Here is a 26,688-nt window from a genome sequence, read left to right as displayed (position 1 = left end):
CTTAACACTGGCACATCAGGAATTAACGCAGTCCGCTCAACAGGGCTGCGGCCTCATCAACGCAGGCGCGTTCCGCGTCCAATAGCGTGTCGCCACCCATCCCGCCCAGGAACTCCGCATAAGGATCAGCCAGCGTACGCACGCCTGTCAGTTCCTCAATCACGGCCTGACCGCAAAATGGCAGATAGTGCGGGCTATAGCCACCCTCCTGCACAAAGGCGATACGACCTTCGCAGACTTCCTCGGCGCAGTCGATCACCTGACGCGCCATTTGCCGGAAACCGGAAGCCGTCACCATCATGCGTGCCAGCGGGTCCATCATGCTGGCATCAAAGCCCGAACCCACAATAATCAGCTGCGGTTTATAGGTGTGCAGCGCAGGTAACACCACTTTTTCCATGGCATAGAGGTAGGCGGCATTCCCGCCGCCAGGAGGCAGAGGGATATTCAAGTTGTAGCCCAGGCCTTCACCCTCACCACGCTCAGTCGTGAAGCCGCTATTGGCCGGAAAACACAAGTGCTGGTGCAAGGAGATAGTCAGCACCGACGGGTCATTCCACCAAATATCCTGGGTTCCATTGCCGTGGTGGACATCCCAATCCAGAATCGCGACACGATCCAGGCCCAGTTCCTCGCGAGCATACGCTGCGGCCACCGAGGTGTTATTGAAAATGCAAAAACCCATCGCACCGGCACGAGGCGCATGATGGCCGGGTGGATTCACCAAGGCATAGCCATTGCTCACTTCACGGCTGACCACTTTTTTGACCATCTCAATCGCGCCGCCGGCGGAAAGCATGGCGATTTCAAGTCCGCCATTCCCCATAGCGGTAACGCCATCACCTGTATCCCCCCCAGTTGGCAAGGCACTGACACGCTTCATGTTTTCCAGATGCTCGGCCGTATGAACACGCAAAATATCCTTGTCGCGTGCAGGCTTGGCCTGGATGCTGCTCAGATGATCAATTTGACCGGATGCGCAAACCAGCTCGTGAAAGCGGCGCTTCGTATCCGGGTGAGCCAGATGGTGGCTGATCGGCTGTAAACGGGCACCCAGATTAGCCGAGGCAAGGCTGCCCGTACCGGTATCTACCCAGCCGTAAAGAGTGTTCCAAATATATCCTGTTGCCATGTCGTCTCCTTTGTTTTGGTTTGTTTGGCTTAACCATAGTAGGGATCTGGACAACTGAAAGAATCCGTAGGATTGCCGAATTTATGAACTGATTAGGAAACTACCCACAGAAAAAGAGGCAGAGGACGCTCGTTTTCCAAAGCGTCCTCTGCCTCTTTCTTGAAGCTGATTGACTGATAGATGACGGGCACTGCCCAAGGACTACACCAGCTCGGCAATATTGATGCTGTGTGCTCCACAGGCCTCTACCAATTCCGCATCGTGACTGGCAAACAGCACAACACGGTCTTGTGACCAAATCTGGAATTGCTCTGCCAAAGCGGCACGAGCCTGTGTGTCCAGGCCATTGCTGGGGCCATCGGCAATGATCACAGCCGGCGCACCCAAAGCCGCTGCCGCCAGAAACACCTTGCGGCGCGTTCCTGTGGACATCTGCTCAAAACGCTTGTCCAAGTGTGGCTCCAGGCCTAATCGGCAGGCCAGACCCAGCGCATTGTCATCCACATGGGTGTTCTTTTCTGCGGCGATTTGTTCCAGCAGTTCGCGGCCTGTCTGGGACGGAAACAGCATGCAGTTGTCCGGCACATAAGCCATACGGGCGCGGGCTTGTTGGGGCGCTTTCATCAGCGAATGCCCGTCTATCCACACTTCGCCTGCATCTGGTTCGAGCAAGCCAGCAATAATGTTCAGCAAGGTGGATTTGCCGGTGCTGTCTTCTTCACAGAGCGCCACGCAGCCAGGCTGAAAGGTATGAGTCAGCCCCTTGAAAACGGGGTAATCGCCATAGTTTTTACTGAGATTTTCTATGCGTAGCATGCTGGAAATCACTGCCAAAGAAGCGCCTGGACAGATACAAGATGCTGTGCCGAGGCGGGATAAAAAAATAAGTTCGGGGCTGCCCCAAACAGGCGCCTTAGTATAGGTCTTTATTAACTGATGTTTGGGCTGCTTGCTGCGCCGTGACCATGCAGGGTTCAGCAGAAATAAAGCAAAAACCTTGTCGGGAACAATCTTGCCAGGCATTCATGCGCGGATCTACAGCCAAAGCCAAAGCCAAAGCCAAAGCCAAAGCCAAAGCCAAAGCCAAAGCCAAAGCCAAAGCCAAAGCCAAAGCCAAAGCCAAAGCCAAAGCCAAAGCCAAAGCCAAAGCCAAAGCCAAAGCCAAAGCCAAAGCCAAAGCCAAAGCCAAAGCCAAAGCCAAAGCCAAAGCCAAAGCCAAGCCAAAAAAATAGCCTGAAACAAGACGAGCTTGTTCAGGCTATTTTTTTGCGAACCTACTTATCCCAATGCCGTATCCAGCAACATCATCAAAACAAAACCGATCATCAAACCGCCGGTCGCAAAGGTTTCATGTCCTTGCCGGTGCGATTCGGGAATGATCTCGTGGCTGATCACAAACAGCATGGCACCCGCCGCAAAGCCCAGACCAAAAGGCAGAAGCACCAGCGAACTGCTGACTGCCACTGCCCCTAGCACCGCACCGACCGGCTCAACCAAACCACTGGCCATGCCCAACACAACAGAGAAAGTACGGCTGTAACCGGCGGCCAGCAAGGCCAGCGCCACTACCAAGCCTTCAGGCACGTCCTGAATGGCAATACCCGTGGCCAGCGCATTGGCGCGCACCCCTTCATTGCCCACATAGCCCACACCAATGGCCAAACCTTCTGGGAAGTTGTGCAGCATAATCGCGATCACAAACAGCCAGGTACGGCGCAGCTTGGTCGATGAGGCATTACCGGGACCCTCACGCCCTTTAATGAAATGCTCGTGCGGCAGAATGCGATCGAGCAGCATCAAGGCCGCGGCCCCCAGCAAGATGGAAAAGCCCACTGCTACGCCCGCCCCCCAGGCACCACCGCCAAACACCTGCTGCTTTTCTGCCGCTTCCAGACCCGGCAAAACCAAGGAGAAGGCACAAGCGGCCAGCATCACCCCTGCTCCAAAGCCATACAGCGTATCCTGGGTGCGCTGCGACATGGTTTGAGAAAACATGACGGGCACCGTGCCCAGTGCCGTGGCCAACGCCGCGATGGAGCCGCCTAGCAGGGCCTGCAAAACCACCGGGTGATCTTGTGCATATAGCCAGAACTGATGACAGAGCGCCCAGATGCCGCCCATGGAGATGATCAGTCCAATCCATAGACGCAGGTGTTGGTGCCAGTGAGGCGAAGTCCCTTTATTAGGTAAAAAGTAGTGGCTTGTTTTCGGTTTCATCGCCGTGCGCCCCCAGAAAATTACGCAATCCAGGTTTGCCTAGTACAGACACCAAAAGCCGTAAAACGGCTCTTGGCTAAGGCGTGGATGCTATACAAACCATCATAGCGACTTCACCTTCGATTTAAAACACAAATATCGAAATGCTAACAATTCTCATTAGCATTTCAACAAATAAGCCACAATCCATGAAATCAGCTTGAGGTTTAACCGCTATCCAGCCGGTTTTCTGTGTTTTGCATGGCAATGCAAAACCGATTTAATGCTACCTCACGCCGCGTGCAATTGACGCTTGATCGCCTCCAAAGCCTGGGCCTGATCAGCCACAGCATTTTCCAAGCCAATCAGCTCCTGCTTGAGCTGTTCCAGGCTTTGCTCAGCCTGCTCCACTACCTGTTCCGCCAGCTCCTGGGCACCAGTCATCACCCCATCACTCAAGCTCATGTACAGGCGGTTGTAGTCGATCAGCGGCGCTTGCCCTTCCCCCTGCTCCTGGAACACTTCATAGCCAATGTGAGCAGGCAGACTCAGTGTCGGCAAATCCGGCTGGGTCAGTTGAAAGTTGACCAGAACCGTCTGGCTTAGATCTGCAAATGCCTTGCCTATGTTCTGGCCAAGTTCAGTACGCACAGCAGTCACATCCTGCTGGGCGGCATGCTTTTCCAGCACCTCGGGCAATTGGGGCACCACTCGCCGCCAGGTGCCTTCGGTCAGGACCTGTACAGCGCCTTGCAAAACTACCGTTTGTTCTTCAATACGCTGACGCAATTGAGCAGCGCCCTGCTCCAGCGTTTGCATCAAAGGACTTAGAATCGCCTCTTCAATATGGTGCAATTGCAGTTCGGCAGGTTTGCGCTGCTTGTAGGCCAGGGCAGGCGTTAGCAGGTTCTGCACGGCCAGATACAAGCGCTCGAAACCCGCCTGTTCCAAGCCCTGATCTTCGTCCTGCTGACTACGCGCCATATGCACGGACAAGGACAAAGCGGGTTTGAGCAAATCACGGCTCAATCCCCAATGGTTCAGAGCCTGCGCCGCCCGTGTCATCACGTCCTCTTCCTGCAACTGGCGGTTATCGGCTGTCTTGTTGCAAAGCACTTTGACGATCTCGTCGTCGATCTCATCTTCCTCGATGCGATCGCTGCGGGTAATTACCGGCAGCAAGGGTTTGTTGCGGCGCAGTTCCACCAGCAAATCGCCCAGTTCTTGAACCTGCCCCGGTGCGCTGGAGCTGCTCAACCACAAAAGCGCATCCGTGCTTTCCAGAAACTGCTGTGTCAAAGCAGCGTTATGCGCATTGGCCGAGTGCAAGCCGGGGGTATCCAGCAAAACCAGCTTCTCGCCCAGACATACCCCTTGCAAGGCAACCGTGGTTTCTGTTGCCCCTTCCTGAAAACCTTCAGGCATGGGCTGCATCTGCCCATCGGCCAGACGAAAAAAATCCACGCTATGACCCTGACGACGAAAGCGGTCCGCCAGGAAATTACACAAGGAGCTTTTACCGGCATTAAAAGAACCAAACACCAGCAACATGATGCGATCGCGGAAACGATCCGCCAACTCCTGCGCTGGTGCCAATGCCGACCAGGAAGCCGCCCAGGCTTCTCTTTGTGCCTGCAGTTGCTGATTTAATTGTTGAGCACTTTGCGCCAAGGTGCCCTGCTCGACCAAAGCCGTGCCGGACAAGGATTGCGCCACGGTCGTCTGGCCCAAATCCGCCAGCCACTGTTCCATCCTGGCAATAGCAGGCTGCCTATCCTGACTGGCAGGATTGAGCTGCGTAACCGCCTTGATAAACGTGCTTTCCACCGACATTAGGCATGCTCCAATGTGGACAGACCTTCCAAAGCCTGACGCGTTTGCTCAAGCTGGTTTTCAGTCGTTTCGATCTGCTTTTCCAAGGCCACACGGCCATCCGAGACGTCAAAATAATGGGTGAAGTCCTGAACCAGCTTGTCGCGCCCAGCCTGTTCGCAGAAGATGCGGCGCAGGTCAGCACGGTACTTCACCGACACGCCCATCACCGCAATCATGACGGTATCCATGCTGCGCACCGAGGTACGTTGCGCCGCTGGCAAGCCTACGGCACCGTACTCCACCAGGTGACCATTGATCGCAATACACGCACGCGAATAGGCAATCTGCAAACGGGCACGCTCTTGCTTGCCTGCCGTCATCTTGAAACCAAACTCGAAGGTATCCGGCACCAGGGAATGATCCACACCGGGCGCATTGACCACTGGCTCCAGATCCTTTGCGATGCCTTCCAGAATTTTGCGCAGACCTTCAACAAAATCAATGTGCTGCTGCTGTTGCGTCTGCTGCAGGCTGTGCAGGCTTTGCTCTTGCGTTTGCTGCAAGGCATTCAATTCTTGTGTCAGCTCGGTCAGCAAGGCTTCGCGCTCGAACTCGCGGGCTTGCGGCACACGCGTCAAGGCGGCTTCCAAAGAAGCCTGCAAAGCCGGAATTCCGCTTTTCTCCAGCATACGCGGCTTGCCTCCTTCACGGCCCTGGCGATAGCGGGTGCTGGACACCGGGTGCAACGTCACACCGGCACACTGCTGCTGAATGGCGCCCAACACTTTCTCTTGTTGTTCGTCATCGGCCAACTGGTCAATCTGGCTGATGACCATCAGGTTCTGACGCTGCGAGCGCTGATGATCCGCGGCCAGCTCTTGCAGCAAATTGCTTTCCAAAGCGTCCAGCTCACCTTCTTTGGCAGCGTGGACGAACAGGCGAATATCCGCCTGCAAACCCATAGCTTCACGTGCCAGGGCATCATCCTGCAAGGCCACGTCTGCATACAGACCCGGCGCATCCAGCCAGCGCACGCCTTCATGCACGTGCTCGGCCAATGCGACAGTTTCACGGCGGTCAGCCACATTGAAAACATCACTGCCCATCAACTCATTGAGCAGACGACTTTTGCCATGATTGTATTTACCAACTACGGTCACCGTTGGCGGCACATTCAATTGCAAGAGAACGCGCAAGCGATCCAGATCCCAACGGCGCTGTGGCAACACGGCCAGCACAGGCTCCAATATGTGATCAAGGGATAGTGCCAACTGATTCATGTCTCTTCCTTTTTTACTTATGTCTGGACCCAAGCAAGCGATACGCCACCAGGCCAAACACCACGCCCCAAAATGCGGCGCCCAGTCCAAACAGGCTCATACCGGATGCGGTAGTTAGAAATGTGATGACAGACGGCTCGATATAGCCGCTTTCGCTGACCATCACCCGCACATTGGCCACAATGGCCCCAATCAAGGCCAGGCCCGCCAAGGCTGCAATCAAGGAGGCGGGCAAAGCGGTGAACAAATACACAATCGAGCCGGCAAAAGTGCCGCCCAACAGATAAAACACGCCATTGGCTATACCGGCCACATAACGCTTGTCCGGATCGGGATGGGCATCCTTGCCCGTACACAAGGCAGCGGTAATGGACGACAGCACAATGGTGATGCCACCAAAACAGGCCACCAGCATCGAGGCCAAGCCGGTGCCTGCCAACACAGGACGCGATGGCGTGGGGTAGCCCGCCAACTGCAAGACCGCCATGCCGGGCAAATACTGCCCCGTCAAACTGACCAGCACCAAGGGTAAAGTCAGGCTCAATAAAGTCGCGATATTGAATTCCGGACTAACCCAAACCGGGCGGGCCAGCTCCAGCTTGAACGCTTCCATATGTACTTGGCCGGTGAGCACGGCCATCACAAATCCAGACAAGGCCACCAGCACAATCGCGTAGCGCGGCAAGAAACGTTTACCCAACAAGTACACCGCCAACATGACCAGGACGGTGGCGGGCATGTCACTGCTGGACTTGAACGCCGCCATACCGAACTGAAGCAAAATGCCAGCCATCATGCCCGCAGCAATGCCTTTGGGGATGAAGGAAAGAATCTTTTCAAAACCGCCTGTCAGACCAATGACGACGATAATCAAGGCGGCGCTCAGATACGCCCCCACCACTTCAGGCATGGTGATGCCTGGAAACAGGGTCAGCAGCAAGGCCGTGCCCGGCGCGGACCAGGCCGTAATAATGGGCAGCTTCAGATACGCGCTCAGGAACAAACCGCTCAAACCGGCGCCTATGGAAATCGCCCAGATCCAGGAGATCAGCTCTGCATCGGCAATTCGGCCTACTTGTGCAGCCTGAATAAAGATCAGCAAAGGCCCGGCATAGGCAATCAACACCGACAAAAACCCAGCCACCCAGACCGACGCCGATCCACTTTTCAATCCCATCGATTTGTCTCCCCAGTCTTGTTGTTTGAACTCTCAACTGTACTCGGTGCTCAGACTGCGCTGGGATCACAGCCTGAGTTTTTTTACCGCCGGGCCGCCCCAAGGGAAAAGCAGCCCCCTCAAGGATGAGCCGGGACACACAGTAGTCCATTGCGGACTGCTGTGTGCCTGGCGAATCCGAGCGGCATGCAGGCCGCGAGGTGGAGCGCAAGCCGAAGGCGCAGCGTGGGGGCCCTTCTTACTGCTGTGTAACTTAAATGGCCGAAGGGTGCGTCGCCAAGGGAGTCACGGAAATCTGCATGTAAGGGAACAAGGGCAAGGCGCTAAGCAAATTGTGCAGCTCTTCATTGCTCTCGACATCGAACACGCTGTAGTTGGCGTACTGCCCCACCACGCGCCAAATATGCGGCCACTTGCCCGAACGCTGCAGATCCTGCGAGTAGGCTTTTTCTTCGGCCTTGATACGGGCAGCCTCTTCGGCAGGCAGGGAGTCAGGGATATCAACAATCATGTGAACCAGATAAAGCATGGTGTTCCTTTCTAAAAACAAGCGCTCGGGCACTTAGGCCTGGGCTAAAAAATTCAGTATGGCGCGCTCGAAGGCTTCGGGCGCTTCCAGATTGGACAAGTGCGAGGCCGGTACGACGGCCACTTTGGAGCCAGGAATACTGGCTTGCATGGCCTGGGCATCGGCCACCGTCGTGACGGGATCCCACTCGCCGGCGACCAGTAAAGTCGGTGCCGCAATACGGCTGATCTGATCTCGCAGATCCGACTCGGCCAAGGCATCGCAGCAGGCGGCATAACCCAGTGGGTTCAGCTTGGCCAGACCATCCTGCATAGCTTTGACCAACTCCGGCGATTGCTGAATGAAAGCCTCCCCAAACCAACGCGAAGGGGCCGAGTCCGCCAGAGTACGCATCTGGGCGGCACCACTTTGACGCAACGCTTGGGCACGTTCCTGCCAGGCTTGAGCGGTACCAATTTTGGCCGCGCTATTGCACACGATCAGCGCATTCAAACGCTCCGGTGCATTCACCCCCAACCACAAGCCAGTGTGACCGCCCATGGACAAGCCGCAAAACGCAGCGCGTTCAATATCCAACGCGTCCAGAATCGCCAGCACATCACGCCCCAAATCCTTGAAGCGGTATGGGCCGGGAGTAACCGGGCTGCCGCCATGACCGCGAGTGTCATAACGAATCAGACGGTAGGACTGGGCGAAACCGGCCACCTGCGGGTCCCACATTTCTTGGGTGGTACCCAAGGAGTTGCTCAGAATCAGGGCCGGGGCCAGCGGATCACCTTGCACGCTGACGCGAAACATGCCTCGCTCGGTATTCAAGACGCTAGGGCTGACCGTCATTGGCCCTCTCCTTGCATTGCCACGGCAATGGGCAAACCAATCATTTCTTCCAGTGCTTCATGGGTCAAACCGGGCACCAGATCAATCAGTTGCAAACCCTCTGGCGTGCAAGCCAAGGTCGCCAAATCGGTATACACACGTTTGACGCAAGCCAAGCCAGTCAAGGGGTAGCTGCATTGTTCAACCAGTTTGCTGACACCTTGCTTGGTCAGTACATCCATCATGACCCAGGTCTGTTTCGCGCCAATCGCCAAATCCATAGCGCCACCCACAGCCGGAATCGCGCCAGGCTCGCCCGTGCTCCAGTTGGCCAGATCCCCGGTTGCCGACACCTGAAAAGCGCCCAGCACACAAATATCCAGATGGCCGCCACGCATCATGCCAAAGCTGTCCGCATGATGGAAAAACGCACCACCGGGCAGCAGCGTGACCGCCTGCTTGCCCGCATTGATCAAATCGTAATCTTCCTGCCCGGCTGCCGGAGCCGGGCCCATGCCCAGAATACCGTTCTCGCTGTGCAGCACCACTTCCACACCAGCGGGCAAATGGTTGGCCACCAGGGTTGGCATGCCAATACCCAAATTCACATAAGCGCCGTCATGGATGTCCTGGGCGACGCGCTGCGCCAATTCGTCTTTACTGCGGCGCTGATAAGTAAGCGTCATGCTGTCCCCCTTCATGCTCTGTTCGTTCATGCCTTGAACCCACCTGCCTCTGTACGGCTGCGCGGCACCACCACGACGCGGCGCACGTGAATGCCGGGCGTCACAATGGTTTCAGGGTCCAGCTCTCCCAGTTCTGCCAGCTCAAACACACTGGCAATGGTGGTGCGAGCCGCAGTCGCCATGACGGGACCAAAGTTGCGCGCCGCCATGCGGTAGGTCAAATTCCCCCAACGGTCCCCCCGCTCGGCCTTGATCAGGGCGACATCGCCATGAATGGGCTCTTCATAGACATGCCAGCGACCATTGATCAAACGTGTTTCCTTGCCCTTGGCCAGTTCTGTGCCATAGCCTGTGGGGCAGAAAAAGCCACCGATACCCGCACCGGCGGCGCGCAATCGTTCGGCCAGATTGCCTTGTGGCACCAACTCCAGCTCGATCTTGCCGCTGCGATACAAGTCATCAAATACCCAGGAATCAGCCTGACGGGGGAAGCTGCAAATAATCTTGCGTACCCGGCCTGTTTTAAGCAAAGCCGCCAGCCCCACATCGCCATTACCCGCGTTATTGTTGACGATGGTCAGGTCACGAGCGCCTTGCTCGATCAGGCCGTCGATCAACTCCGTGGGTATGCCAGCCGTTCCAAAACCACCGACCAGAATCGTGGCGCCGTCCTGCACATCCTGCAAAGCCTGTGCAACACTGCTTACCTGTTTATCGATCACTCCGTTCTCCGTATAAAGCACTGACGCTACGGATGGGCTTAGCCCTTACGTCAGGCACAGCAAAAACAAGTCAGCCCAGGGCCTGGTTTGACGAGGCAAACACAGGCGCTGGGCTACAGCAAGACTTAGGCAGCCAGACGTGGACGATTCACGATCTGGTTGTCCTTGCCATCGACCAAGGGGGTCAAGGAAATATCAAACACGATCTCTGCAAACGGACCATCCAGGTTTTCGGCAGCGATGCGGGCAGGATCCGTGTGCTCGGTCAGTGGTGGTACCAGACCGTCGCGAGTGGCGTAGGCGAAGTCGTCGTACACCAGCGGATCGCCGTCGATGTTGATCTGCGTGGTCAGCTTGCGGTGGCCAGGAGCGGTCACAAAGAAATGAATGTGCGCAGGACGGTTACCGTGACGGCCCAGCTCGTTCAGCAAGCCTTGGGTAGGACCATCCGGAGGACAGCCGTAGCCCTTGGGCACAATGCTCTGGAACTTGTAGCGACCATTTTCGTCGGTAATGATGGTGCGACGCATATTGAAGGGCTGTTGCTCGCCAGTGGGGTCAAAGTGCGAGTAAAAGCCTTTGGTGTTGGCGTGCCAAACTTCAACCTGGGCACCCGCGATAGGCTTGCCGTCCGCACCAGCCACGACGCCGTGCATGATCAGGGTTTCGCCGGCGGTATCGGAACCATCGTCCAGGCGAACAAAACCTTGGGCCACAGGCGCGCCCGATACGTACAAAGGACCTTCAATAGTGCGAGGGGTACCGTTGTCCAGACCCAGTTCCTTGTCCATGGCGTCCATGCGCATGTCCAGGAAACGATCAAAGCCCAGACCGGGAGACAGCAAACCGGCTTCACTGGCCGTGCCCAAACGGTTCAGGTAAGCCACGGCTGCCCAGTACTCGTCGTTGGTGATTTCCAAATCTTCAATGGTCTTGAACAGATCGCTGATGATGCGGTGCATGATCTGCTTGACGCGTGGATTGCCACCGGGCTGATCCAGGCCAGAGGCCAAACGCAGGAAGTCTTGTACATCGGGGGTATCAAAAATTTTTACGCTCATTCTGTGTCTCCTAATATCCTGAAAAAAGTGTTCCAAGCAAAGCCGTTACGACTGGCTTCTTATTGCGCCTAGGCAGCCGAGCCAACACTGATGTGTGTCTTGTCGCGACGGAAATACTGGACACGATCCTCGTCCAGTACGATACCCAAACCCGGCCCTTGAGGTATCTGTAATTCAAAATTGCTGTAATTCAGTGGCTCTGCCAGAATTTCCTCGGTCAAGAGCAAAGGCCCGAACAACTCAGTGCCCCACTGCAACTGGTTCACTGTGGCAAACACATGAGCTGCCGCAATCGTACCGATCGCGCCTTCCAGCATGGTGCCGCCATACACTTCAATACCAGCCGCTTCGGCAATCGCGGCGACTTGCAAGCCCGCACGCAAACCACCGGACTGTTCAATCTTGATGGCGAACACATCAGCGGCACAGTCACGGGCCAGTGCAAAGGCCGAGGCCGGGCCGGTCAGGGATTCATCGGCCATCAAGGCAATCGGGAAGCGCCCCTTCAGATCGGCCAGCGCATCAGCTCGCCGCACCGGCTGCTCTACCAGGGAGCAACCTGCATCAACCAAGCCCGCCAAACCATGCTGAGCCTGCAAGGGGCTCCAGGCCATGTTCACGTCCACACGCACGTCGGCACGGTCACCCAACGCCTTCTTGATGGCCGCCACATGAGCCACATCGTCCTTTACCGGGCGGCGACCAATCTTGAGTTTAAAAATACGGTGACGAGCCTGCGCCAGCATGCGCTCGGCTTCATCAATATCCTTGGCGGTATTGCCCGAAGCCAGCGTCCATGCCACGGGCAGGCTCTCGCGCATGCGGCCACCCAGCAGGTGCGAAACCGGCAGACCCGTGCGCTTGCCCAAGGCATCAAACAGGGCCGTTTCCACTGCACTTTTGGCAAAACGGTTTTCCTGAATCGCCGTGTTCAAGCGGGCCATGATGGCAGGCACGGCATTGGCATTGGCGCCCAGCAGCAAGGGCGTGAAGTAGGTGTCGATAGCCAGCTTCATGCCTTCGGGCGACTCGGCGCCGTAGGCCAGACCACCAATGGTCGTGCCCTCGCCGACACCCACCGTACCGTCCGAGCAGTACAAGCGCACCAGCATCAAAGTCTGGCCTTGCATGGTCGTCATCGCCAATTGATGAGGACGGATCGTAGGCAGATCCAGCAGCAAAGTCTCCACCCGTTCAATCAGGGCCGGAGTTGCTAATAGTTGAGAAGATCGCGTGTGTTCCATGGCTTGATTGAACACGAAGCAGGCCCGTTATTTCCAAGACTAAATAGGTCTAGTTCTATACCTTATGGGTATAGTTTCTGATATAAATATTAAAAATCAAGAAACTAAACCCCATCAATTCAGACTAGGTATGGTTTTCCCTTATGGATCTACGTCAGCTCAAATATTTTGTGGCCGTTGCCGAAACCCGCAACTTCACGCGGGCATCCGAACGCCTGCATATGGCCCAGCCCCCACTGAGCCGACAAATCCAATTGCTGGAAGAAGAGCTGGGCGTCACACTGCTGCTGCGCAATAACCGGCCCTTGCGGCTGACCGAAGCCGGACGGGTATTTTATGAACAGGCCTTGCAGATACTGAGCCGGGTGGATCAGTTGGTGCATACGACCCGACAGATCGGGCTGCATCAACGGCAAACCCTGTCGATAGGCTTTGTGGCTTCTACCCTGTATGGTGGTTTGCCCGCCTTGATGCGCAAGCTACGCCACCAATATCCGGAAGTGGACTTGCAAACGGTGGAGCTGACCTCCATGCAGCAGTTGGAGGCTTTGAAGTCGGGACGGATTGATGTGGGCTTTGGGCGAATACGGTTAAATGATGCGTCAGTGCAAAGAACCGTATTACGGGAAGAGCAACTGGCCCTGGCCATTCCACCCAGCTCGGATCTGGCCGATTCAGACACGCCTTTGAGCCTGAAAAAAGTGCAAGGCCAAAAGCTGATTGTTTACCCGAAAGAGCCCAGGCCCAGCTTTGCAGACCACGTTCTGCACCTGCTGCATGATCACAGCGTGCGCCCGGCGCAAGTCTATGAGGCCGGGGAAATTCAAGCCGCCTTGGGCCTGGTGGCGGCTGATTCCGGATTGTGCCTGATCCCGACCTCGGCACGCCTGCGCAACGATCTGCACTATCGCTTGATAGAAGAACCGCAGGCGACCTCACCAATTATTCTGACGCACAGGATGAATGATCAGGCTTGGTATATCGAGGCAATCAAGGGCTTGGCGGAAGGGATGTAAGGCCTGGCTGCCCCGTTGAGACTGGATTGATTCACTTCTCAGGCCACTCCGATATCGTTAACACCTTAACTAGAACCAGCAACAAGCATTTATCAGATGATGATTCAACAAACTGACAAAGCCATAACTCAGAAGGCTGAGCAGCCTGCCTAAGCGCCTGGCCTTGAGTGTGGCCCGCACTGATTGGTCGATTAATCAAGTAGCACGGACCACCGCACACCGTTGACTGCTTACGCCTTGACCTCCTCAAATCGCGCCGCCGCATTCATGACCGCCATCACACTGGCCGTGATGATATTCGCGTGTTTGCCCACGCCAAATTTCGATCCAGGCACACCCGGCATGACCGCTTCCACAATTGCCATGGCGCAGGCGTCTGCGCCAGAGCCCAGGCTGCGTTCCTCGTAGCTGTCGATACGCAAAGGCAAATTCAAGGCTGCCACCGTCGCCGCAATCGGGCCATTGCCTGTTCCGGTATAGGTTTCAGTCTCGCCATTAGCATTCACGCATTGCAGCTCTATACCCTGCTTCCCTTGAGCCTCATCGAACAGACCATGGGTACGGTAGCTGGTGCTCCCTTGGCGCTGATTGGCTTGCAGGTAGGTGGTTTCAAACAGCTCCCAGATCTGCTGACTGTTCAACTCCGTTTCGCTGGAATCGGCAATCTGCTGAACAATGGCGCTGAACTCCACCTGCATGCGACGCGGCATCACAATGCCGTAGTCGCGTTCCAGTAGGAAAGCGATGCCACCTTTGCCGGACTGGCTGTTAACACGCACGATGCTGTCGTAGGTGCGGCCCAAATCCTTGGGATCGACCGGCAGATAAGGCACGCGCCACGGGGCATCTTCTTTCTGCACCGCAAAGCCCTTGGCAATCGCGTCCTGATGAGAACCGGAAAAAGCGGTGAAGACCAGATCACCCACATAGGGATGACGCGGGTGGATGGGCAAGGAAGTCGCCTCTTCCGCAATACGGGCTACTGCCGAAATATCGGAGAAATCCAGGTTTGGCGAAATGCCTTGGGTATACAGATTCAATGCCAAGGTCACCACATCCAGATTGCCACTGCGCTCGCCATTGCCAAACAGGCAGCCCTCAACACGCTGTGCGCCAGCCAGCATGGCTTGTTCGGCGCAAGCAACGCCTGTGCCACGGTCGTTATGCGGATGCACCGACAAGACGATATGTTCACGTCTATCCAGATGGCGATCCATCCATTCAATCTGATCGGCAAAAACGTTCGCAGTCGTCACTTCCACCGTGGTGGGCAGATTGATGATCATGGGTCGCGTTGGCCCCGCGTCCCAGGCATCAATGGCCGCGTTGCAGACAGCCAGCGACACGTCCAGTTCTGCCATGCAAAAGGTTTCAGGCGAATACTGCAACACCCACTCCGTTTCCGGGTGCTGGGCGGTCAGGCGCTTGAACAGCTCCACATGGTGCCGCACCATGTTTATGATTTGCGGCACTTTCATACCAAAGACAATGTCACGAAACGCTGGTGCGATGGCATTGTAGAAATGCACAATCACACGACGCGCCCCCGCCACGCTACGTACCGTGGTTTCAATCAGATCTTCACGCAGTTGGGTGATCACCATAGGCGTGACGTCATTCGGGATCATGCCCTCGTCAATCAGTTGACGAACGATATCAAAATCCGTTTGCGAAGCAGACGGAAAACCCACTTCGATTTCCTTGAAACCAATGCGGACCAGCTCCTGAAACAGGCGCAATTTGCGGTCGCGATTCATGGGCTCGAACAGGGCCTGGTTGCCGTCACGCAAATCGGTAGACAACCACACGGGCGCCTTGTTCAGGGTACGTTGTGGCCACTGGCGATCGGGCAAGTTGACGACGGGAAAGGGACGGTATTTGTGGGAAGGATCAGTCAGCATGAGAACCTCGAATATAGGGAATGACATACCTGGCTTCCCTGCTCCAAGGAGCTGGCTACAGTCGGGGTCTGGGGAAACCAGGATAGGACCATTCGCACACACAGGCGTACGGACCCCGACCGGATGTCAGGGCTAGTAGGCCTAGCGATAGCAAGTGCAAATAAGTCACAGCAGCTTCAATCCCAAAGTGCTTGATGAAGACGATAAAAGCACTTTAGACTGCAAGTCACTTGGCCTTCTATCAAAAAATAGTCATTTGTTTTATCTTTTTGGACATTTCTGAATATGGGCTACGCATCCCCTGAACGCGGTGGGCGGGCGCTGGACTTGTCGCACTCCGATACCTCGCCCTTGCTGGTCAGCGGGGTGATCGAGCATTACCCGGCCGGGCATGAAGTGCCCCGCCATCGCCACCACCGTGGGCATCTTTTGTATGCCACTGAAGGAGTGCTACTGGTGCAGGCCGATACCGGCCAGTGGCTGGTGCCGCCTACTACGGCCGTCTGGTTGCGGCCCGGTGTGCCGCATCAGCTCAACGCCACCACAGCAGTGAATGTGCATGGTTTGTTTATTGATGAAATTCTGGCCGCACAACTGCCGGACCATGATTGCGTGATCCATGTCACACCACTGGTGCGTGAACTGATTGCCGCGCTGGTGCAGGTAGTTCCGCAAGAGAACCCACCTTTACGAGACGCACTGCTGGGGCAACTACTGATCGAAGAGCTGCGCGTGCTCCATCCCCTGCCTTTTCATTTGCCCTGGCCGGAAGATGATTTGATGCGGCGAATTTGCGAAGACCTGGTGCGCTGGCCCGCCCAACAAAAAACGATGGATGAGGTGGCGCAGCAATATGCCTTAACGCCGAAAACCCTGCATCGGCATTTTCTGAAAAGCACGGGGATGAATCTGGGGAAATGGCGGCAACAGATGCGGCTGATGGCCTCGATCCAGTTTCTGCTGCAAGGCAAGTCCATCACGCAGGCGGCGTTGGAAAGCGGCTATGAAAGCCTGAGCGCGTACTCAGTGGCCTTTAAAAAGACCTTTGCCTATCCGCCTTCAGAGTTTTTGGCGACCTTGAGCCAGTCTCCTGATAGGGAGCATGATACTGGCATGGTCTGAAGCCGATCTCTACGGCAAGAATGCTTGGCAGACTGCAGTAACTACTCAGTCCGCCAACCTGCTTCCTGCTTGATTGAATGCTCGATGTGGATATTCATCCGACTACCCCTAGGCCCATCTACAAGACCCATCACCCTCTTGAGCACTTCAAAAAACAAACCGCTCAGCAGAGACAAAAGTACGGCGCCACCAGACTAGAACCGCGATAGCAACCAAGTATCATCAGCTCTTGCAGACTTCCTGCCGCAATTGCTCTGCCGAGAGCTTGATCATCTTGCCGTTCTCCACCAACACCACCGAGGTATTGGTTTGCATGGCCACAAAACGTGCCGACTGCGCGGCACGCTCCAAGGCGGCCAGGGACGCCCGCAAGTCCGGGTTCTTTGCTTTGGAAATATCTTCTTTATTCATCTTTCGCTCCCCACTCCAACAGGACTGGCACACTGCCTGCGTTATCGTACAAAACCCAAAGCAGTTTTTCAGGCAATAAAAAAGCTCCTTGAGCAGGATAAACCTTCCCAAGGAGCAGGCGGGGATGCCCCGCTATCAGGCAATAGGGACTGACCTACTGACGCTTTTTCAGCGGGCAGGTGCTCAGACCCAGCATGGGGTACAAGGGGCAAAAACCGACCAGGCCCGTGATCAGGGGAATCAGGCCCAGCCAGCCCCACCAGCCGATGACATTCGTGACTGCCAGCGCAATCAGCACCACACCGACAAGGATACGGATAATACGATCTACACTACCGACGTTGCTTTTCATGGCTCATCCTCTCAACAAAAAAGTAAGGAAAAAACGGAGCGGGTGAAGGTACCTACACGCAGGATACTGATGCTGCCCAGCCCCCTAACACCCGCCGGTTCAGGGACAAAAAATATCCTTCAAGGTGCCAATCAACTTGGCGACGTTCGGGTCCTCAATCCGGTAATACAGGGTTTGCGCCTCGCGCCGGTAGCTGACCAAACCTTCCTGGCGCATGCGTGCCAGATGCTGCGACAAGGCCGAAGGGCTAAGCGTCACCATCTCGTTCAAGGCTCCCACACTCATCTCGCCTTGCTGAATCAACAGACACAAAATGACCAGACGCTTGGGATTACCTACCGCCTGCAACAAGGCGGCCGCCTGATCAGCACTTTCTTGCAAAAGCTCGATGTCGGATTTGCGTTGCATCATGGTTTATCCAACTTTTTTACGCATTAATTTAGATAAATCTTAATTTAGCATATACTGAATTAATGCAGTCAATAATTTCAGCATTTCTTTGCTTTTGTTAAGTACAAAGGACCTTACGCATGAGTGAAACCAGCTACAAACAATTAACCCACGGTATTTCCAGCAATCTGGCGCAACTGCGCCAGACACAACCCGATGTCATGAAGGGCTTTGGGGAAATAGGCAAGGCAGCCATGAGCGGTGGCGCTATTGATGCCAAAACCAAGGAGCTGATAGCCTTGGCAATTGGCGTGGCCACGCGCTGCGAAGGGTGCATTGGCTTTCACAGCAAGGCACTGGCGCACATGAACGCCAGCCTGGAGGAAGTCCATGACGCCTTGGGCGTTGCCATTTATATGGGCGGTGGCCCGTCCGTGATGTACGCCGCCAATGCGGTTGCCGCTTTTAATGAATTCAAGTCTTGAACCGGAAACAAGGAGAACTGTGATGCCTAAACCCGCTGCTTTCGTATCCACGCTGTTTCATGCACAGGGCAATCCCGACAAAGTGACCGTGGCTCTGACCATGGCGGTCAATGCCGTTCAGAAAGGACATAGCGCCTGCCTGATTCTGATGGCGGAAGGGGTCGCCCTGGGTGTACCCGGCGCCGCTGACCCGATCCGTATTGGCGAGCCTTTTGAACCGGCAGCAGATCTATTGAAGAAGTATCTGGAGCAAGGTGGACGTATCGCTGTGTGCAAGTCCTGCATGGTGCATAACGGTCTAAGCGCCGAGCAGATGGACCCACGCTTTGAAATTATTACCGCACCGGATGTGATTGACCTGCTGATGGGGGCAACAGGGTCCTTACAGATTTCCTGATTCGCTGCATCGCCCCATGCCATGCAGGCTAACACCCTTTCTGTGTGTTGGCCTGCTTTTTCTGCACGACAGGATATTGCTATTGCGTACGGCAATCGTGCTTGGCATCCTCGTTTTATGGACCGGCCTTAGGCCAGGAAACGTACACCATCGATTTCGCGGCCCCCTCGATCACGCAAAGGGGCAAGTAACCGAACTATCAGTCCATCAAGCCAAATGCGCCAACAAAGCCTCCAGCAAAAAGAAGCTGGCGCAAGCCGACTCCACTAACTCCGACTGCCCCGGCGCAACCTTATAAAGATGCCCCACAAAACGACCTGTCTCACTTAACTCAGGGGTCAGCAAGGCATCCAGATACAGGCGCGATTGCTCGTGCAGCCATTGTTGCTCCGGCAAAATCTGCCACAGCTCATACATGGCCAAAGAAGCAATCGCCCAAGCCGAGCGGTCCACCGGACTCAGTGGGGACTTCTGCCTCAAAAAGCCATGTGCATATTTCCCCCAACGCTCGTGCCAATAGCGACAAGCCTTCAAAGCCGCGTGAGCATAGGACGCTCTGTCGTACAGTCGCGTGGCGCTTGCCATGCCCAACATGGCCCAGGCTTGCCCTCGTTGCCAGGTTTGAGCGCCCTGCTCGGCCAGCACATCGTTCCCGCGTAGCAAGACGGTATCGCGCCAGGCTCCGCTACGCTTTTGCAAGTAACGCAGACAAGCATCCACATGCCATTGCCCAAATTGACGCGCCACCGGCCCACCCTGTGCATTCAACACCAACAGCGTCGGCGCCAACGCATCCACATTCAACATGTGATTACCTGATTCTCCGCCCCCCATCCCAGAACCCAGGGGCCAGAAGCCACTGGAGGCATCGAAACTGTTCAGCAAGGCTTGAGCCGCCAGATCTACATTCGCTTCCGCCTGCCTATTCCCATGCCAGATACTGCCTAAGCCAGCGCCATACCAGAACACAAAGCTGCGATTGATACTGGGCTCTTGCAGCCAGACTTGCAGCTTCTGGCTCCAGCGCAGCGCCTGGCGCTTGTCCTGCTCCCGACCGCTGATCAGGGCACGTCGCCACCATAATCCAGCCCAAAAGCCCCCCAACCAGGATCCACGCCGCGACAAGGTCCATTGCTCGGACGAGGACTGTCTGAACAAGGGAAACTGCTCCCCACATTGCTCGGCAACCTGATCCATATTGGCAAAGATAGCCTGTATGCTGACTGATCCCAAGACATCGACAGACATTGCATCACTCTCCTTTCGCGATGCGACGCACCTGGTACAGAATCAGGCACAACAAGCTGGCGCACACCAAAATACCCATCAAAAACGGCCAGGCGGCGGCAAAGCCTTCAGGCGAGCGCAGCAGCACGCCAAACAAGGGCGGGCCAAAGGCGAAGCCACCAAAAAACCCGACGGACAAAAGCCCTGCCGTGCGGGCGGGAGCACCAAAGCGGGCATCACGCAACAACATACTCATGGCAATTGCATTGGTCGCAACCAGGGTCAAGCCAATCACCAAAACCCCTACCCCCAAGGGCCACAGCCTATCCGCGGCGGCCATCATCATCAGCAACAAGGCCACAACCGGGATCACAAACAGGATGCCAAGCAGCAAGGTTTCATCGCCGAAGCGGGCGGCGATAGGCGTCAAAAGAACGCGGGACACAATCCCCATCACCCCAAAGCCACTGACCAGCATCCCGATCCAGTACGGCGACACACCCAACTGCTGGGCAAAAACGCCCAGAAAAGTGATGAAGGACGACAGCACCAGACCCGCGCACAACTGGATGGCCATCAACAGCCAAAGCTGTGGGCTGGGCCAAGGCAAGCGCCAGGACATGCTGCCGGCGACGGTATTGGCTCTGGCAGGCAAAAGCTGCAAGGCAAAATAGGACAGGCACAACATGGCAGGCACCCACACCACAAACGCCCCCCGCCACCCCAGCTTGTAGGCCAGGGTGGGCAGGACCAAACCGGCCAGCAAGGCCGAAGCCTGCACGCCGGATTGCTTGATACCGACCAGCCCGGCCTTGCGCTCTGCCGGAACCAACTGGGCAATGGCCTGATTGGTCACCGGGTTCGCCAAGGACTGCGCCAGGCCGCACAAAAGCAAGGCTGTCAGCACGCCCCAGAAACCCGGCAATACCGCGATCAAACTAAAGGACATGGCCACCAGCAGGAACAGCAAAAACAAACCTTGCCGATTACCCATGCGCTGCACCAAGGCCCCCGCCCACGGCGAGAGCAAGGCAGCCAGACCAAAGGTGCTGGTGGTCAACCAGCCCAATTGTTCACGCGAGATGCCCAGATCCTGAATGATTTGCGGACCCAGGACGCCGATAGCGTAAAACACCATCATGGGCATGCCCATCGCCAGCGTCATCAAACTGGCCAGCACCCAGGGTGAACGACCTGCCCGTGTCGATAACATCATGCGACTGCCTTGTTCATCTCTACTGTCTCTTGAATGGCGGAGTGCGCTTGCAGCAAGTGCTTGCCAACCGTGCTGATCAAGGCATCGTCCGCCCCATCCAGAATATGCGTGGTACGCGCTGCCCGGTAGATGCCGGACAAGGGACTCCAATCGGCCAACCCTTCGGCCCCCATGATCTGGATGGCGGAGTCTGCCGCCTCGCTGACCGCATCCGACGCCGCCAGCTTGGCCACATTCACCTCCACCGAATTGGGTAAACCCGCATCGAACTTGATGGCTGCTTCGCGCAGCAAGCAGCGGGCCGAAGTAATGGCGCGGTACACCTGATAGACCCGCGCCCGAACCAGTTGCTTGTCCGCCAGACGGGCCTGTTGTCCACGCTCTGAATGAATGCGCTCGCACATGATGTCAAAGCTGCGTTGGGCCAAGCCCAACCATTGCACGGATCGCAAAATGCGGCCCAAGGCCAGACGCTTTTGCATCAAGGCAATGCCCTGCCCGGCGCTGCCCAGAACATAGTCCTCAGGCACAGTCACATTGTCGAACAACAGCTCGTTTTGCCCCTGGTAACGTCCCAGCAAGGGCAAGGGACGCACAACTTTAAAGCCCGCTGCGTCTGTGGGCACGATCACCATGGACAAGGACTCATTCACAGGGCCATCCGCGCTGCGCGCCACCACGGTCGCAAAGCTGGCCAGTTGCGCCCGGCAAATAAACCACTTGCGGCCATTCACATGCCATTGCCCGTCTTTCAGGCGAGCCTGACATTGCATGGTGGCGGGAATCGAACCAATGCTGTCCGGCTCGGACATGGCGTAGCTGGACACCGCATCGCCCTTGAGCAAGGGTGTCAAAAAGCGCTGTTTGACGCTGGCCGAGCCATGATGACTCAACATATACGCGTCCAGCGTGGCATCCGCCCCGAAAATACCGGGGCCATATTCAGAACGCCCTTCTTGTTCAGCCACGGGCAAGTATTCGACCAAACTGGCGATTCGACCACCACGATGCATGGGGTAGAAACTGCCAAACAAACCGGCCTGTTGGGCACGACGCGTCAGGTCCAGGGTCAGCTCGCGGGCCAGATTGTCCCCCTGAGCCAGAATGCCCTCGTTAGGAATGATCTCGGTATCCACAAACTGCCGCAGCTTGCGGCTCAAGGCCGCACTGGAAATAGCAAAGTGACTCATGCGGCCATCCCTGCTGCAGTCTTGGCCCCGGAACCTAAAGCGGCAGCGTCAGCAGCCAAGGCGCGCTTGTCAATCTTGCCCGCAGGCGTCAGCGGCAAGCTGCGGTAAAAACGCAGATACTCGGGCAGCTTGTTCACTTCCAGGCCCTGTTCACGCAAGAAGTCGGTGATCTCTTTCAAGGAGAAACGCGGCACGCCTTCCCGCACCGTCACGCACAAGCAAATACGCTGGCCCAGGTCCGCATCGGGGACCGGCACGCACGCCACGGTAACCACATCCGGGTGAGCCATGACCAGCCCTTCAATTTGCACCGGACTGATATTGGCACCACCACGAATGATGATGTCTTTCTTGCGACCGGCCAACACCAACTGCCCTTGCGTATTGATATAGCCCAGATCACCCGTTTTCACCCAACCCTGCTCGTCCCGATACTGCGCATCCAACTCCGGGGCATTCACATATTGCATGGGGCTCAAGGGACCGCGTGCCGTGATTTCGCCTACTTCACCGTGTGGCACTTCGGCACCCTCGTCATCAATCAGACGGATCTCGCACACTTGCGGATTGGGGGCCCCCACACTGCTCAAGACCACGTCGATGGGATCGTCCAGCGTGTTGTGGCAGTTCACCCCATCTGCCGAGCCGTACAGGCTGATAAAGCCGCACTCAAACGCTTCCACGCAACGGCGCACGGTAGCTTCGTCAATGACGGAGCCGCCCACAATCAAGCCGCGCAAACTAGCTTTATCGGCTTTTTCCAGCTCGGGCGCTGCCGCAATACGCTGGAACATGGTGGGCACGCCCAGAATGAAGCTAGGCTTGAAGGCATTGATGGCGGCAATCGCACTAGGTACATCAAACTTGGGCAAGACCACCAAAGAACCACCTAACCAGCACAGCACGCCAAAGGTGGCCGTAGAGCCAAACGACGAGCCCAGCGGCACCAGATACATGCCCCGGAACTCCACATCGTTGGGGGAAATGCGTTGCAGGAATCGGCCGCGCCCGCCCACCAGGGCATTGTGCGAATACGCCACCAGCTTGGGCTCGGATTCGGTACCGGAGGACACCAGCAAACGTACCGGCGAATTGGGGGACACCTCGGGTAATTCGGACAAGGCCAAAGGCTCGCCCTCGAACAGGGAATCCAAGGTCATCCAGCCCGGACGCGATGGGCCTTGCACGATCAGAACACGCAAGGACAGCAACGTCGGCCGCAAGGACTCGATCACGTCGCACAAATCAATGCCTGCATATTCATGCGGCACAATCACCGCCCGTGCATCGCAACGACGCACCAGCGATTGAATATCCAGCTTGCCCCGTCCGGGTGGGAAAGGCGCCACAATCGCCCCCAACGCGGCGGCGGCCAGGTCAATGGCGCAGCACACCCAATGGTTGCTAAGCTGATAGGCCACCACATCGCCCGCCATAATGCCCGCACGACGCAGATTAGCTGCCAGACGCAAGGCCGCGTCCATCAAGGCGCTATAGCTGATATTGCCTTGTGGCGAGAGCACCGCCAGCTTGTCCGGATGGGCCTGGGCTTTTTCCGCGAACAGCGTAAAGACCGGCTTGTTCGGGTAGGTACCGTCCTCTATCCAGCGTTGGCGCAATGACGCGGGGACCAGATCGATGATGCCAGCGTGATTCATACAAACCTCCAGGGAGAATTAACAGACGAATAGCCCTTGTCATGGAAATGGGACGCCAGGCGTGGATCAGCACGCAGTTGCGCCAGATTGCCTGGGACGTGGCGAGCCGGTATGCCCAGCACATCCAGTTGCGCCTCCAGGCTCAGGGCAGACTGGGACAGAAGACGATCCGGCAAGACCGTCCAAACGGCATCGGGCGACACATTCAGCCACCCGGCCAGCGCGTGCAAATGCGTTTGATCCTGGCAGTCGATGACCATAAAGCCATCGCCCGTCTGGAACACCGCCGACACGCCGGTTTTACTAATAGGAGAGGCGGCCTGGGCCAGATGATCGGCCGTGGCCAGCAAGGAACTGTCTACCCGCAAGCCCGACCCGCTCAGGCCCCGGCGCAGCAAGGCGGCACTGATACCCAGCGCGGCCATCACGCCGCCCAGCACATCCAGCACCGTAAACAAAGACCCACCCCGTGCATCCGAGGTTTGAGAAATGGTGTGAGCAATGCCCGACCAGGCTTGCACCGTGAAGTCCGTGCCCGGTGCGTCCACTTGCTCCTGCCCCCAACCGCCCGCATAGGCGTAGACCAGATCCGGGCGCACCGCATGCAAGTCCTGAGCATCCAGTTGCAGTTCGGCCGCCTTGCCCGGCGCCCAGTTATGCAGGAACACATCGGACTGACTCACCAGCTCGTAAATGGCCTGGCGGCCTTGAGCCGACTTGATGTCCACTTCCTGCACCGTCTTGAGTTGATTGAGCGCATCAAAACGCACCGAACAACCATCCACGCAAGGCGGCATAGCACGCAAGGGATCGCCACCGGGCGGTTCCAGACGGATCACTTCCGCCCCCAGGAGCGCCAGCAAATGACCGGCAATCGGCCCTTGAATCCGGCGGCAAGACTCCACTACCCGCAAACCGCGCAAGGGCAAATCGGCGTTGAACGGCAAGGCGCGCAAGAAGGAGTCAGACGCGGCATGAATCTGATGCTGCCACAGACCAGCCAAGGCCGCGTAATCACTATCACTCTGGCGTTGAGGCGGTGTACGCACCGGCAAAATGGCCATTCCTGTTTGCACGGCCAATTCCTGCAAGCGGGCAAAGTTCAACGCTCGCAAACGGCGTAAACACGTCTCTGGCATAGGGCACACCGCCTTGGCATAACGCAGCAAAAAGGCTTTCCAGGCCTGACCAGCCAAATCAGCCGGTACGCCCACCGCTTCCCAAAAGGCGCGCCAGGGTCGGGGGTCCAGCGTTTCCAACTCGAAGATCACACCGTCTTGCGAGACAAAGGGCGGCCGCAAGCCGGGATCGTAGCTGCCTGCCAATAACTGCTCGGGATCCTGGGCCGCCGTTGCCCCGGCCAGATACTGACCGATACTGAGCAAGCCACAAGCCAAGGGCGAGACCGACACCGTGGAGAAACGCCCGCCACGCAACTGGCCCAAGGCGGCTGCCAAGGTCGCCTGCAAGCTCATGGCTGAACTGAGTACAGCCAGATAATCCAGGCCCAAGGTACCCGACGGACCACTGGAGCGTCCATGCACGGACAAGATACCGCTGGCAGCCTGCATGCTCAGCTCGCTGATCGCGGCTTGCGTCATGCCGCCTGCCTCGGTTTCCAGACGCGTGCTAATCGTTCCAAAATCAGGCGAATGCAGGCTGAATGCTGCTTCGTCTTGCTGGCCTGCGGTTTGCTCGGACAAACCCAGCAATCGGGCCTGACGGCTCAAGGCAGCGGGCAAGCCCTGCCAGTACGGGGGCGGTGAGCCCATCTGCCAACGTAATCCGCAGCCATGTAGTAATTCAGACATAGTTCCAAACCAGAGTGATGCACACGCCAAGTGCTGATTGCAGAAACCAGCACTTGCACCATGAAAATCCAGACCAGGCGGTCTTAGCCCCCTGCCACGGCAGGCAGTACGGTCAGGCTGTCGCCAGCGCAGGTGGCGGTTTTCAGGCCATTGCTGAAACGGATGTCCTCTTCGTTTACGTAAATGTTCACAAAACGGTGCAGGTCTTCGCCGCTCATCAGACGTGCCTTGATGCCGGGAAACTGACCGTCAAGATGCTCGATCACTTCGCCTACCGAAGTGCCCTGGGCCTGGACTTTCTTCTCGCCATTCGTCAATGGACGCAGTAAGGTCGGAATAGAGACTGAAATGGACATGCTTAAAACTCCTTTGAAATAGTGGTTTCCAACAGCCGGGACGCACGCCCCCTTAGGAGCGACGCTGTTCCCTAGACAATCACAATGGTTTCTTCGGTCACACCGCCATCGATAATCCGGAAGGATCGAACCGGCACCGTGGCCTGATCCCAGGTGGACACGATCAGGTAATGCAGTTCGGGATGGCCCGCAAAATCAATGTCGTCCTTGCTGGGAAACGCCTGGCTGGCGGTATGAGAGTGGTAGATCACGCAGCACTCCTGATCGTCCTCATCCAGACGGCGGTAGACCTGAAATTGCTCGCGCGAATCGAACTGATAAAACACCTCCGAGGCCGCCCGGTTTTGCATGGGCAGCACACGTTCAGCCACCAGCGAGCCTTCCTGGGCGGCAATCAGTCCGCATGCCTCGATGGGGTGATCCTGCTTGGCATGATTCAGAACTTGTTCCAAGGCAGAACGACGAATCTGCAAGGCCATGATGTGCTCCTTCCCGAAC

The 26,688-nt window shown here is 56.7% G+C and carries 28 protein-coding genes; 4 read left to right on the top strand and 24 right to left on the bottom strand.

Annotation, left to right across the window (positions count from 1 at the left end):
* Nucleotides 1-22: 22 nt before the first annotated feature.
* The 13 genes from OKX01_RS08120 to OKX01_RS08060 all read right to left on the bottom strand — a co-directional run bounded on the left by OKX01_RS08120 (nucleotide 23) and on the right by OKX01_RS08060 (nucleotide 12,658).
* Nucleotides 23-1,132, bottom strand: coding sequence for a class II histone deacetylase (locus OKX01_RS08120; RefSeq protein WP_264672761.1), 1,110 nt, complete (start codon nucleotides 1,130-1,132; stop codon nucleotides 23-25).
* A 201-nt stretch (nucleotides 1,133-1,333) separates the two neighbouring features.
* Nucleotides 1,334-1,948 (bottom strand): ATP-binding cassette domain-containing protein, encoded by a 615-nt coding sequence (locus OKX01_RS08115; RefSeq protein ID WP_264672760.1) that lies wholly within the window; start codon nucleotides 1,946-1,948, stop codon nucleotides 1,334-1,336.
* A 97-nt stretch (nucleotides 1,949-2,045) separates the two neighbouring features.
* Nucleotides 2,046-2,351 (bottom strand): hypothetical protein, encoded by a 306-nt coding sequence (locus OKX01_RS08110; RefSeq protein ID WP_264672759.1) that lies wholly within the window; start codon nucleotides 2,349-2,351, stop codon nucleotides 2,046-2,048.
* A gap of 59 nt (nucleotides 2,352-2,410) precedes the next feature.
* Entirely contained in the window at nucleotides 2,411-3,253 is an 843-nt protein-coding gene (locus tag OKX01_RS08105) for a ZIP family metal transporter (protein WP_249494426.1), read from the bottom strand.
* A gap of 366 nt (nucleotides 3,254-3,619) precedes the next feature.
* Nucleotides 3,620-5,161, bottom strand: coding sequence for a GTPase (locus tag OKX01_RS08100; RefSeq protein WP_264672758.1), 1,542 nt, complete (start codon nucleotides 5,159-5,161; stop codon nucleotides 3,620-3,622).
* Nucleotides 5,161-6,423, bottom strand: a complete 1,263-nt coding sequence (locus OKX01_RS08095; protein WP_264672757.1) for a GTPase — start codon at nucleotides 6,421-6,423, stop codon at nucleotides 5,161-5,163. The genes OKX01_RS08100 and OKX01_RS08095 overlap by 1 nt, the downstream gene beginning before the upstream one ends.
* A gap of 13 nt (nucleotides 6,424-6,436) precedes the next feature.
* On the bottom strand, nucleotides 6,437-7,600 hold the full coding sequence (locus OKX01_RS08090; RefSeq protein WP_264672756.1) for a benzoate/H(+) symporter BenE family transporter: 1,164 nt from the start codon (nucleotides 7,598-7,600) through the stop codon (nucleotides 6,437-6,439).
* A 253-nt stretch (nucleotides 7,601-7,853) separates the two neighbouring features.
* The gene (gene catC / locus OKX01_RS08085) at nucleotides 7,854-8,129 is read right to left on the bottom strand and encodes a muconolactone Delta-isomerase (RefSeq protein ID WP_009454559.1); all 276 of its coding nucleotides are present in this window, start codon (nucleotides 8,127-8,129) and stop codon (nucleotides 7,854-7,856) included.
* 33 nt (nucleotides 8,130-8,162) lie between these two features.
* A complete protein-coding gene (gene pcaD, locus OKX01_RS08080) occupies nucleotides 8,163-8,966 on the bottom strand; it encodes a 3-oxoadipate enol-lactonase (protein WP_264672755.1) in 804 nt (267 codons plus the stop codon).
* Nucleotides 8,963-9,631 carry a 3-oxoacid CoA-transferase subunit B gene (locus OKX01_RS08075; protein WP_199827888.1) on the bottom strand — a complete coding sequence of 223 codons (669 nt, stop codon included), beginning with the start codon at nucleotides 9,629-9,631 and terminating at the stop codon, nucleotides 8,963-8,965. Before OKX01_RS08075 ends, pcaD begins: the two co-directional genes overlap by 4 nt.
* Nucleotides 9,632-9,657: 26 nt before the next feature.
* Nucleotides 9,658-10,353, bottom strand: a complete 696-nt coding sequence (locus OKX01_RS08070) for a 3-oxoacid CoA-transferase subunit A (protein ID WP_108727380.1) — start codon at nucleotides 10,351-10,353, stop codon at nucleotides 9,658-9,660.
* Between the two features lie 125 nt (nucleotides 10,354-10,478).
* Nucleotides 10,479-11,414 carry a catechol 1,2-dioxygenase gene (catA, locus tag OKX01_RS08065; RefSeq protein ID WP_094196504.1) on the bottom strand — a complete coding sequence of 312 codons (936 nt, stop codon included), beginning with the start codon at nucleotides 11,412-11,414 and terminating at the stop codon, nucleotides 10,479-10,481.
* 68 nt (nucleotides 11,415-11,482) lie between these two features.
* Entirely contained in the window at nucleotides 11,483-12,658 is a 1,176-nt protein-coding gene (locus OKX01_RS08060; protein ID WP_208393612.1) for a muconate/chloromuconate family cycloisomerase, read from the bottom strand.
* Between the two features lie 143 nt (nucleotides 12,659-12,801).
* Here OKX01_RS08060 and OKX01_RS08055 point away from each other — a divergent pair, with 143 nt between their 5' ends.
* Nucleotides 12,802-13,674, top strand: coding sequence for a LysR family transcriptional regulator (locus OKX01_RS08055; protein WP_094196502.1), 873 nt, complete (start codon nucleotides 12,802-12,804; stop codon nucleotides 13,672-13,674).
* 230 nt (nucleotides 13,675-13,904) lie between these two features.
* Here OKX01_RS08055 and OKX01_RS08050 read toward each other — a convergent pair whose 3' ends face one another.
* Complete coding sequence (locus OKX01_RS08050; protein ID WP_264672754.1) at nucleotides 13,905-15,575, bottom strand: 2-isopropylmalate synthase; 1,671 nt, start codon at nucleotides 15,573-15,575, stop codon at nucleotides 13,905-13,907.
* Nucleotides 15,576-15,860: 285 nt separating this feature from the next.
* Between OKX01_RS08050 and OKX01_RS08045 the strand changes: the two genes are divergently transcribed.
* Complete coding sequence (locus OKX01_RS08045) at nucleotides 15,861-16,697, top strand: AraC family transcriptional regulator (RefSeq protein WP_264672753.1); 837 nt, start codon at nucleotides 15,861-15,863, stop codon at nucleotides 16,695-16,697.
* Between the two features lie 222 nt (nucleotides 16,698-16,919).
* Here OKX01_RS08045 and OKX01_RS08040 read toward each other — a convergent pair whose 3' ends face one another.
* The 3 genes from OKX01_RS08040 to OKX01_RS08030 form a co-directional block, all read right to left on the bottom strand.
* Nucleotides 16,920-17,108: a hypothetical protein gene (locus OKX01_RS08040; RefSeq protein ID WP_009454580.1), complete on the bottom strand. Its 189-nt coding sequence runs from the start codon at nucleotides 17,106-17,108 to the stop codon at nucleotides 16,920-16,922.
* 154 nt (nucleotides 17,109-17,262) lie between these two features.
* A complete protein-coding gene (locus OKX01_RS08035; RefSeq protein ID WP_094196498.1) occupies nucleotides 17,263-17,460 on the bottom strand; it encodes a DUF2892 domain-containing protein in 198 nt (65 codons plus the stop codon).
* A 99-nt stretch (nucleotides 17,461-17,559) separates the two neighbouring features.
* A complete protein-coding gene (locus tag OKX01_RS08030) occupies nucleotides 17,560-17,871 on the bottom strand; it encodes an ArsR/SmtB family transcription factor (protein WP_094196497.1) in 312 nt (103 codons plus the stop codon).
* Between the two features lie 119 nt (nucleotides 17,872-17,990).
* On the opposite strand from OKX01_RS08030, the gene OKX01_RS08025 reads away from it, so the two are divergent.
* Together OKX01_RS08025 and OKX01_RS08020 are read left to right on the top strand one after the other, a co-directional pair.
* The gene (locus OKX01_RS08025) at nucleotides 17,991-18,335 is read left to right on the top strand and encodes a carboxymuconolactone decarboxylase family protein (RefSeq protein ID WP_108727377.1); all 345 of its coding nucleotides are present in this window, start codon (nucleotides 17,991-17,993) and stop codon (nucleotides 18,333-18,335) included.
* 22 nt (nucleotides 18,336-18,357) lie between these two features.
* Nucleotides 18,358-18,732 (top strand): DsrE family protein, encoded by a 375-nt coding sequence (locus OKX01_RS08020; RefSeq protein WP_094196495.1) that lies wholly within the window; start codon nucleotides 18,358-18,360, stop codon nucleotides 18,730-18,732.
* A gap of 207 nt (nucleotides 18,733-18,939) precedes the next feature.
* Here OKX01_RS08020 and OKX01_RS08015 read toward each other — a convergent pair whose 3' ends face one another.
* From OKX01_RS08015 to OKX01_RS07985, 7 genes are all read right to left on the bottom strand, one after another.
* Nucleotides 18,940-19,980 (bottom strand): hypothetical protein, encoded by a 1,041-nt coding sequence (locus OKX01_RS08015; protein ID WP_230018464.1) that lies wholly within the window; start codon nucleotides 19,978-19,980, stop codon nucleotides 18,940-18,942.
* Between the two features lie 4 nt (nucleotides 19,981-19,984).
* Nucleotides 19,985-21,175, bottom strand: a complete 1,191-nt coding sequence (locus OKX01_RS08010) for a CynX/NimT family MFS transporter (protein WP_264672752.1) — start codon at nucleotides 21,173-21,175, stop codon at nucleotides 19,985-19,987.
* The gene (locus tag OKX01_RS08005; protein WP_094196493.1) at nucleotides 21,172-22,365 is read right to left on the bottom strand and encodes an acyl-CoA dehydrogenase family protein; all 1,194 of its coding nucleotides are present in this window, start codon (nucleotides 22,363-22,365) and stop codon (nucleotides 21,172-21,174) included. The genes OKX01_RS08010 and OKX01_RS08005 overlap by 4 nt, the downstream gene beginning before the upstream one ends.
* Entirely contained in the window at nucleotides 22,362-24,023 is a 1,662-nt protein-coding gene (locus tag OKX01_RS08000) for an AMP-binding protein (RefSeq protein WP_230018470.1), read from the bottom strand. The genes OKX01_RS08005 and OKX01_RS08000 overlap by 4 nt, the downstream gene beginning before the upstream one ends.
* A complete protein-coding gene (locus OKX01_RS07995; protein ID WP_264672751.1) occupies nucleotides 24,020-25,834 on the bottom strand; it encodes a CoA transferase in 1,815 nt (604 codons plus the stop codon). The genes OKX01_RS08000 and OKX01_RS07995 overlap by 4 nt, the downstream gene beginning before the upstream one ends.
* An 83-nt stretch (nucleotides 25,835-25,917) precedes the next feature.
* A complete protein-coding gene (locus tag OKX01_RS07990) occupies nucleotides 25,918-26,190 on the bottom strand; it encodes a MoaD/ThiS family protein (protein ID WP_264672750.1) in 273 nt (90 codons plus the stop codon).
* Nucleotides 26,191-26,261: 71 nt separating this feature from the next.
* The gene (locus tag OKX01_RS07985) at nucleotides 26,262-26,669 is read right to left on the bottom strand and encodes a Mov34/MPN/PAD-1 family protein (protein ID WP_003801262.1); all 408 of its coding nucleotides are present in this window, start codon (nucleotides 26,667-26,669) and stop codon (nucleotides 26,262-26,264) included.
* Nucleotides 26,670-26,688 lie beyond the last annotated feature (19 nt).

The sequence above is a fragment of the Alcaligenes sp. SMD-FA genome (assembly GCF_025960365.1).
Lineage (GTDB): Bacteria > Pseudomonadota > Gammaproteobacteria > Burkholderiales > Burkholderiaceae_B > Alcaligenes > Alcaligenes aquatilis.
The sequence above is the reverse complement of the archived record's forward strand: the minus strand, read 5'-3'. Positions and strand labels throughout refer to the sequence as shown.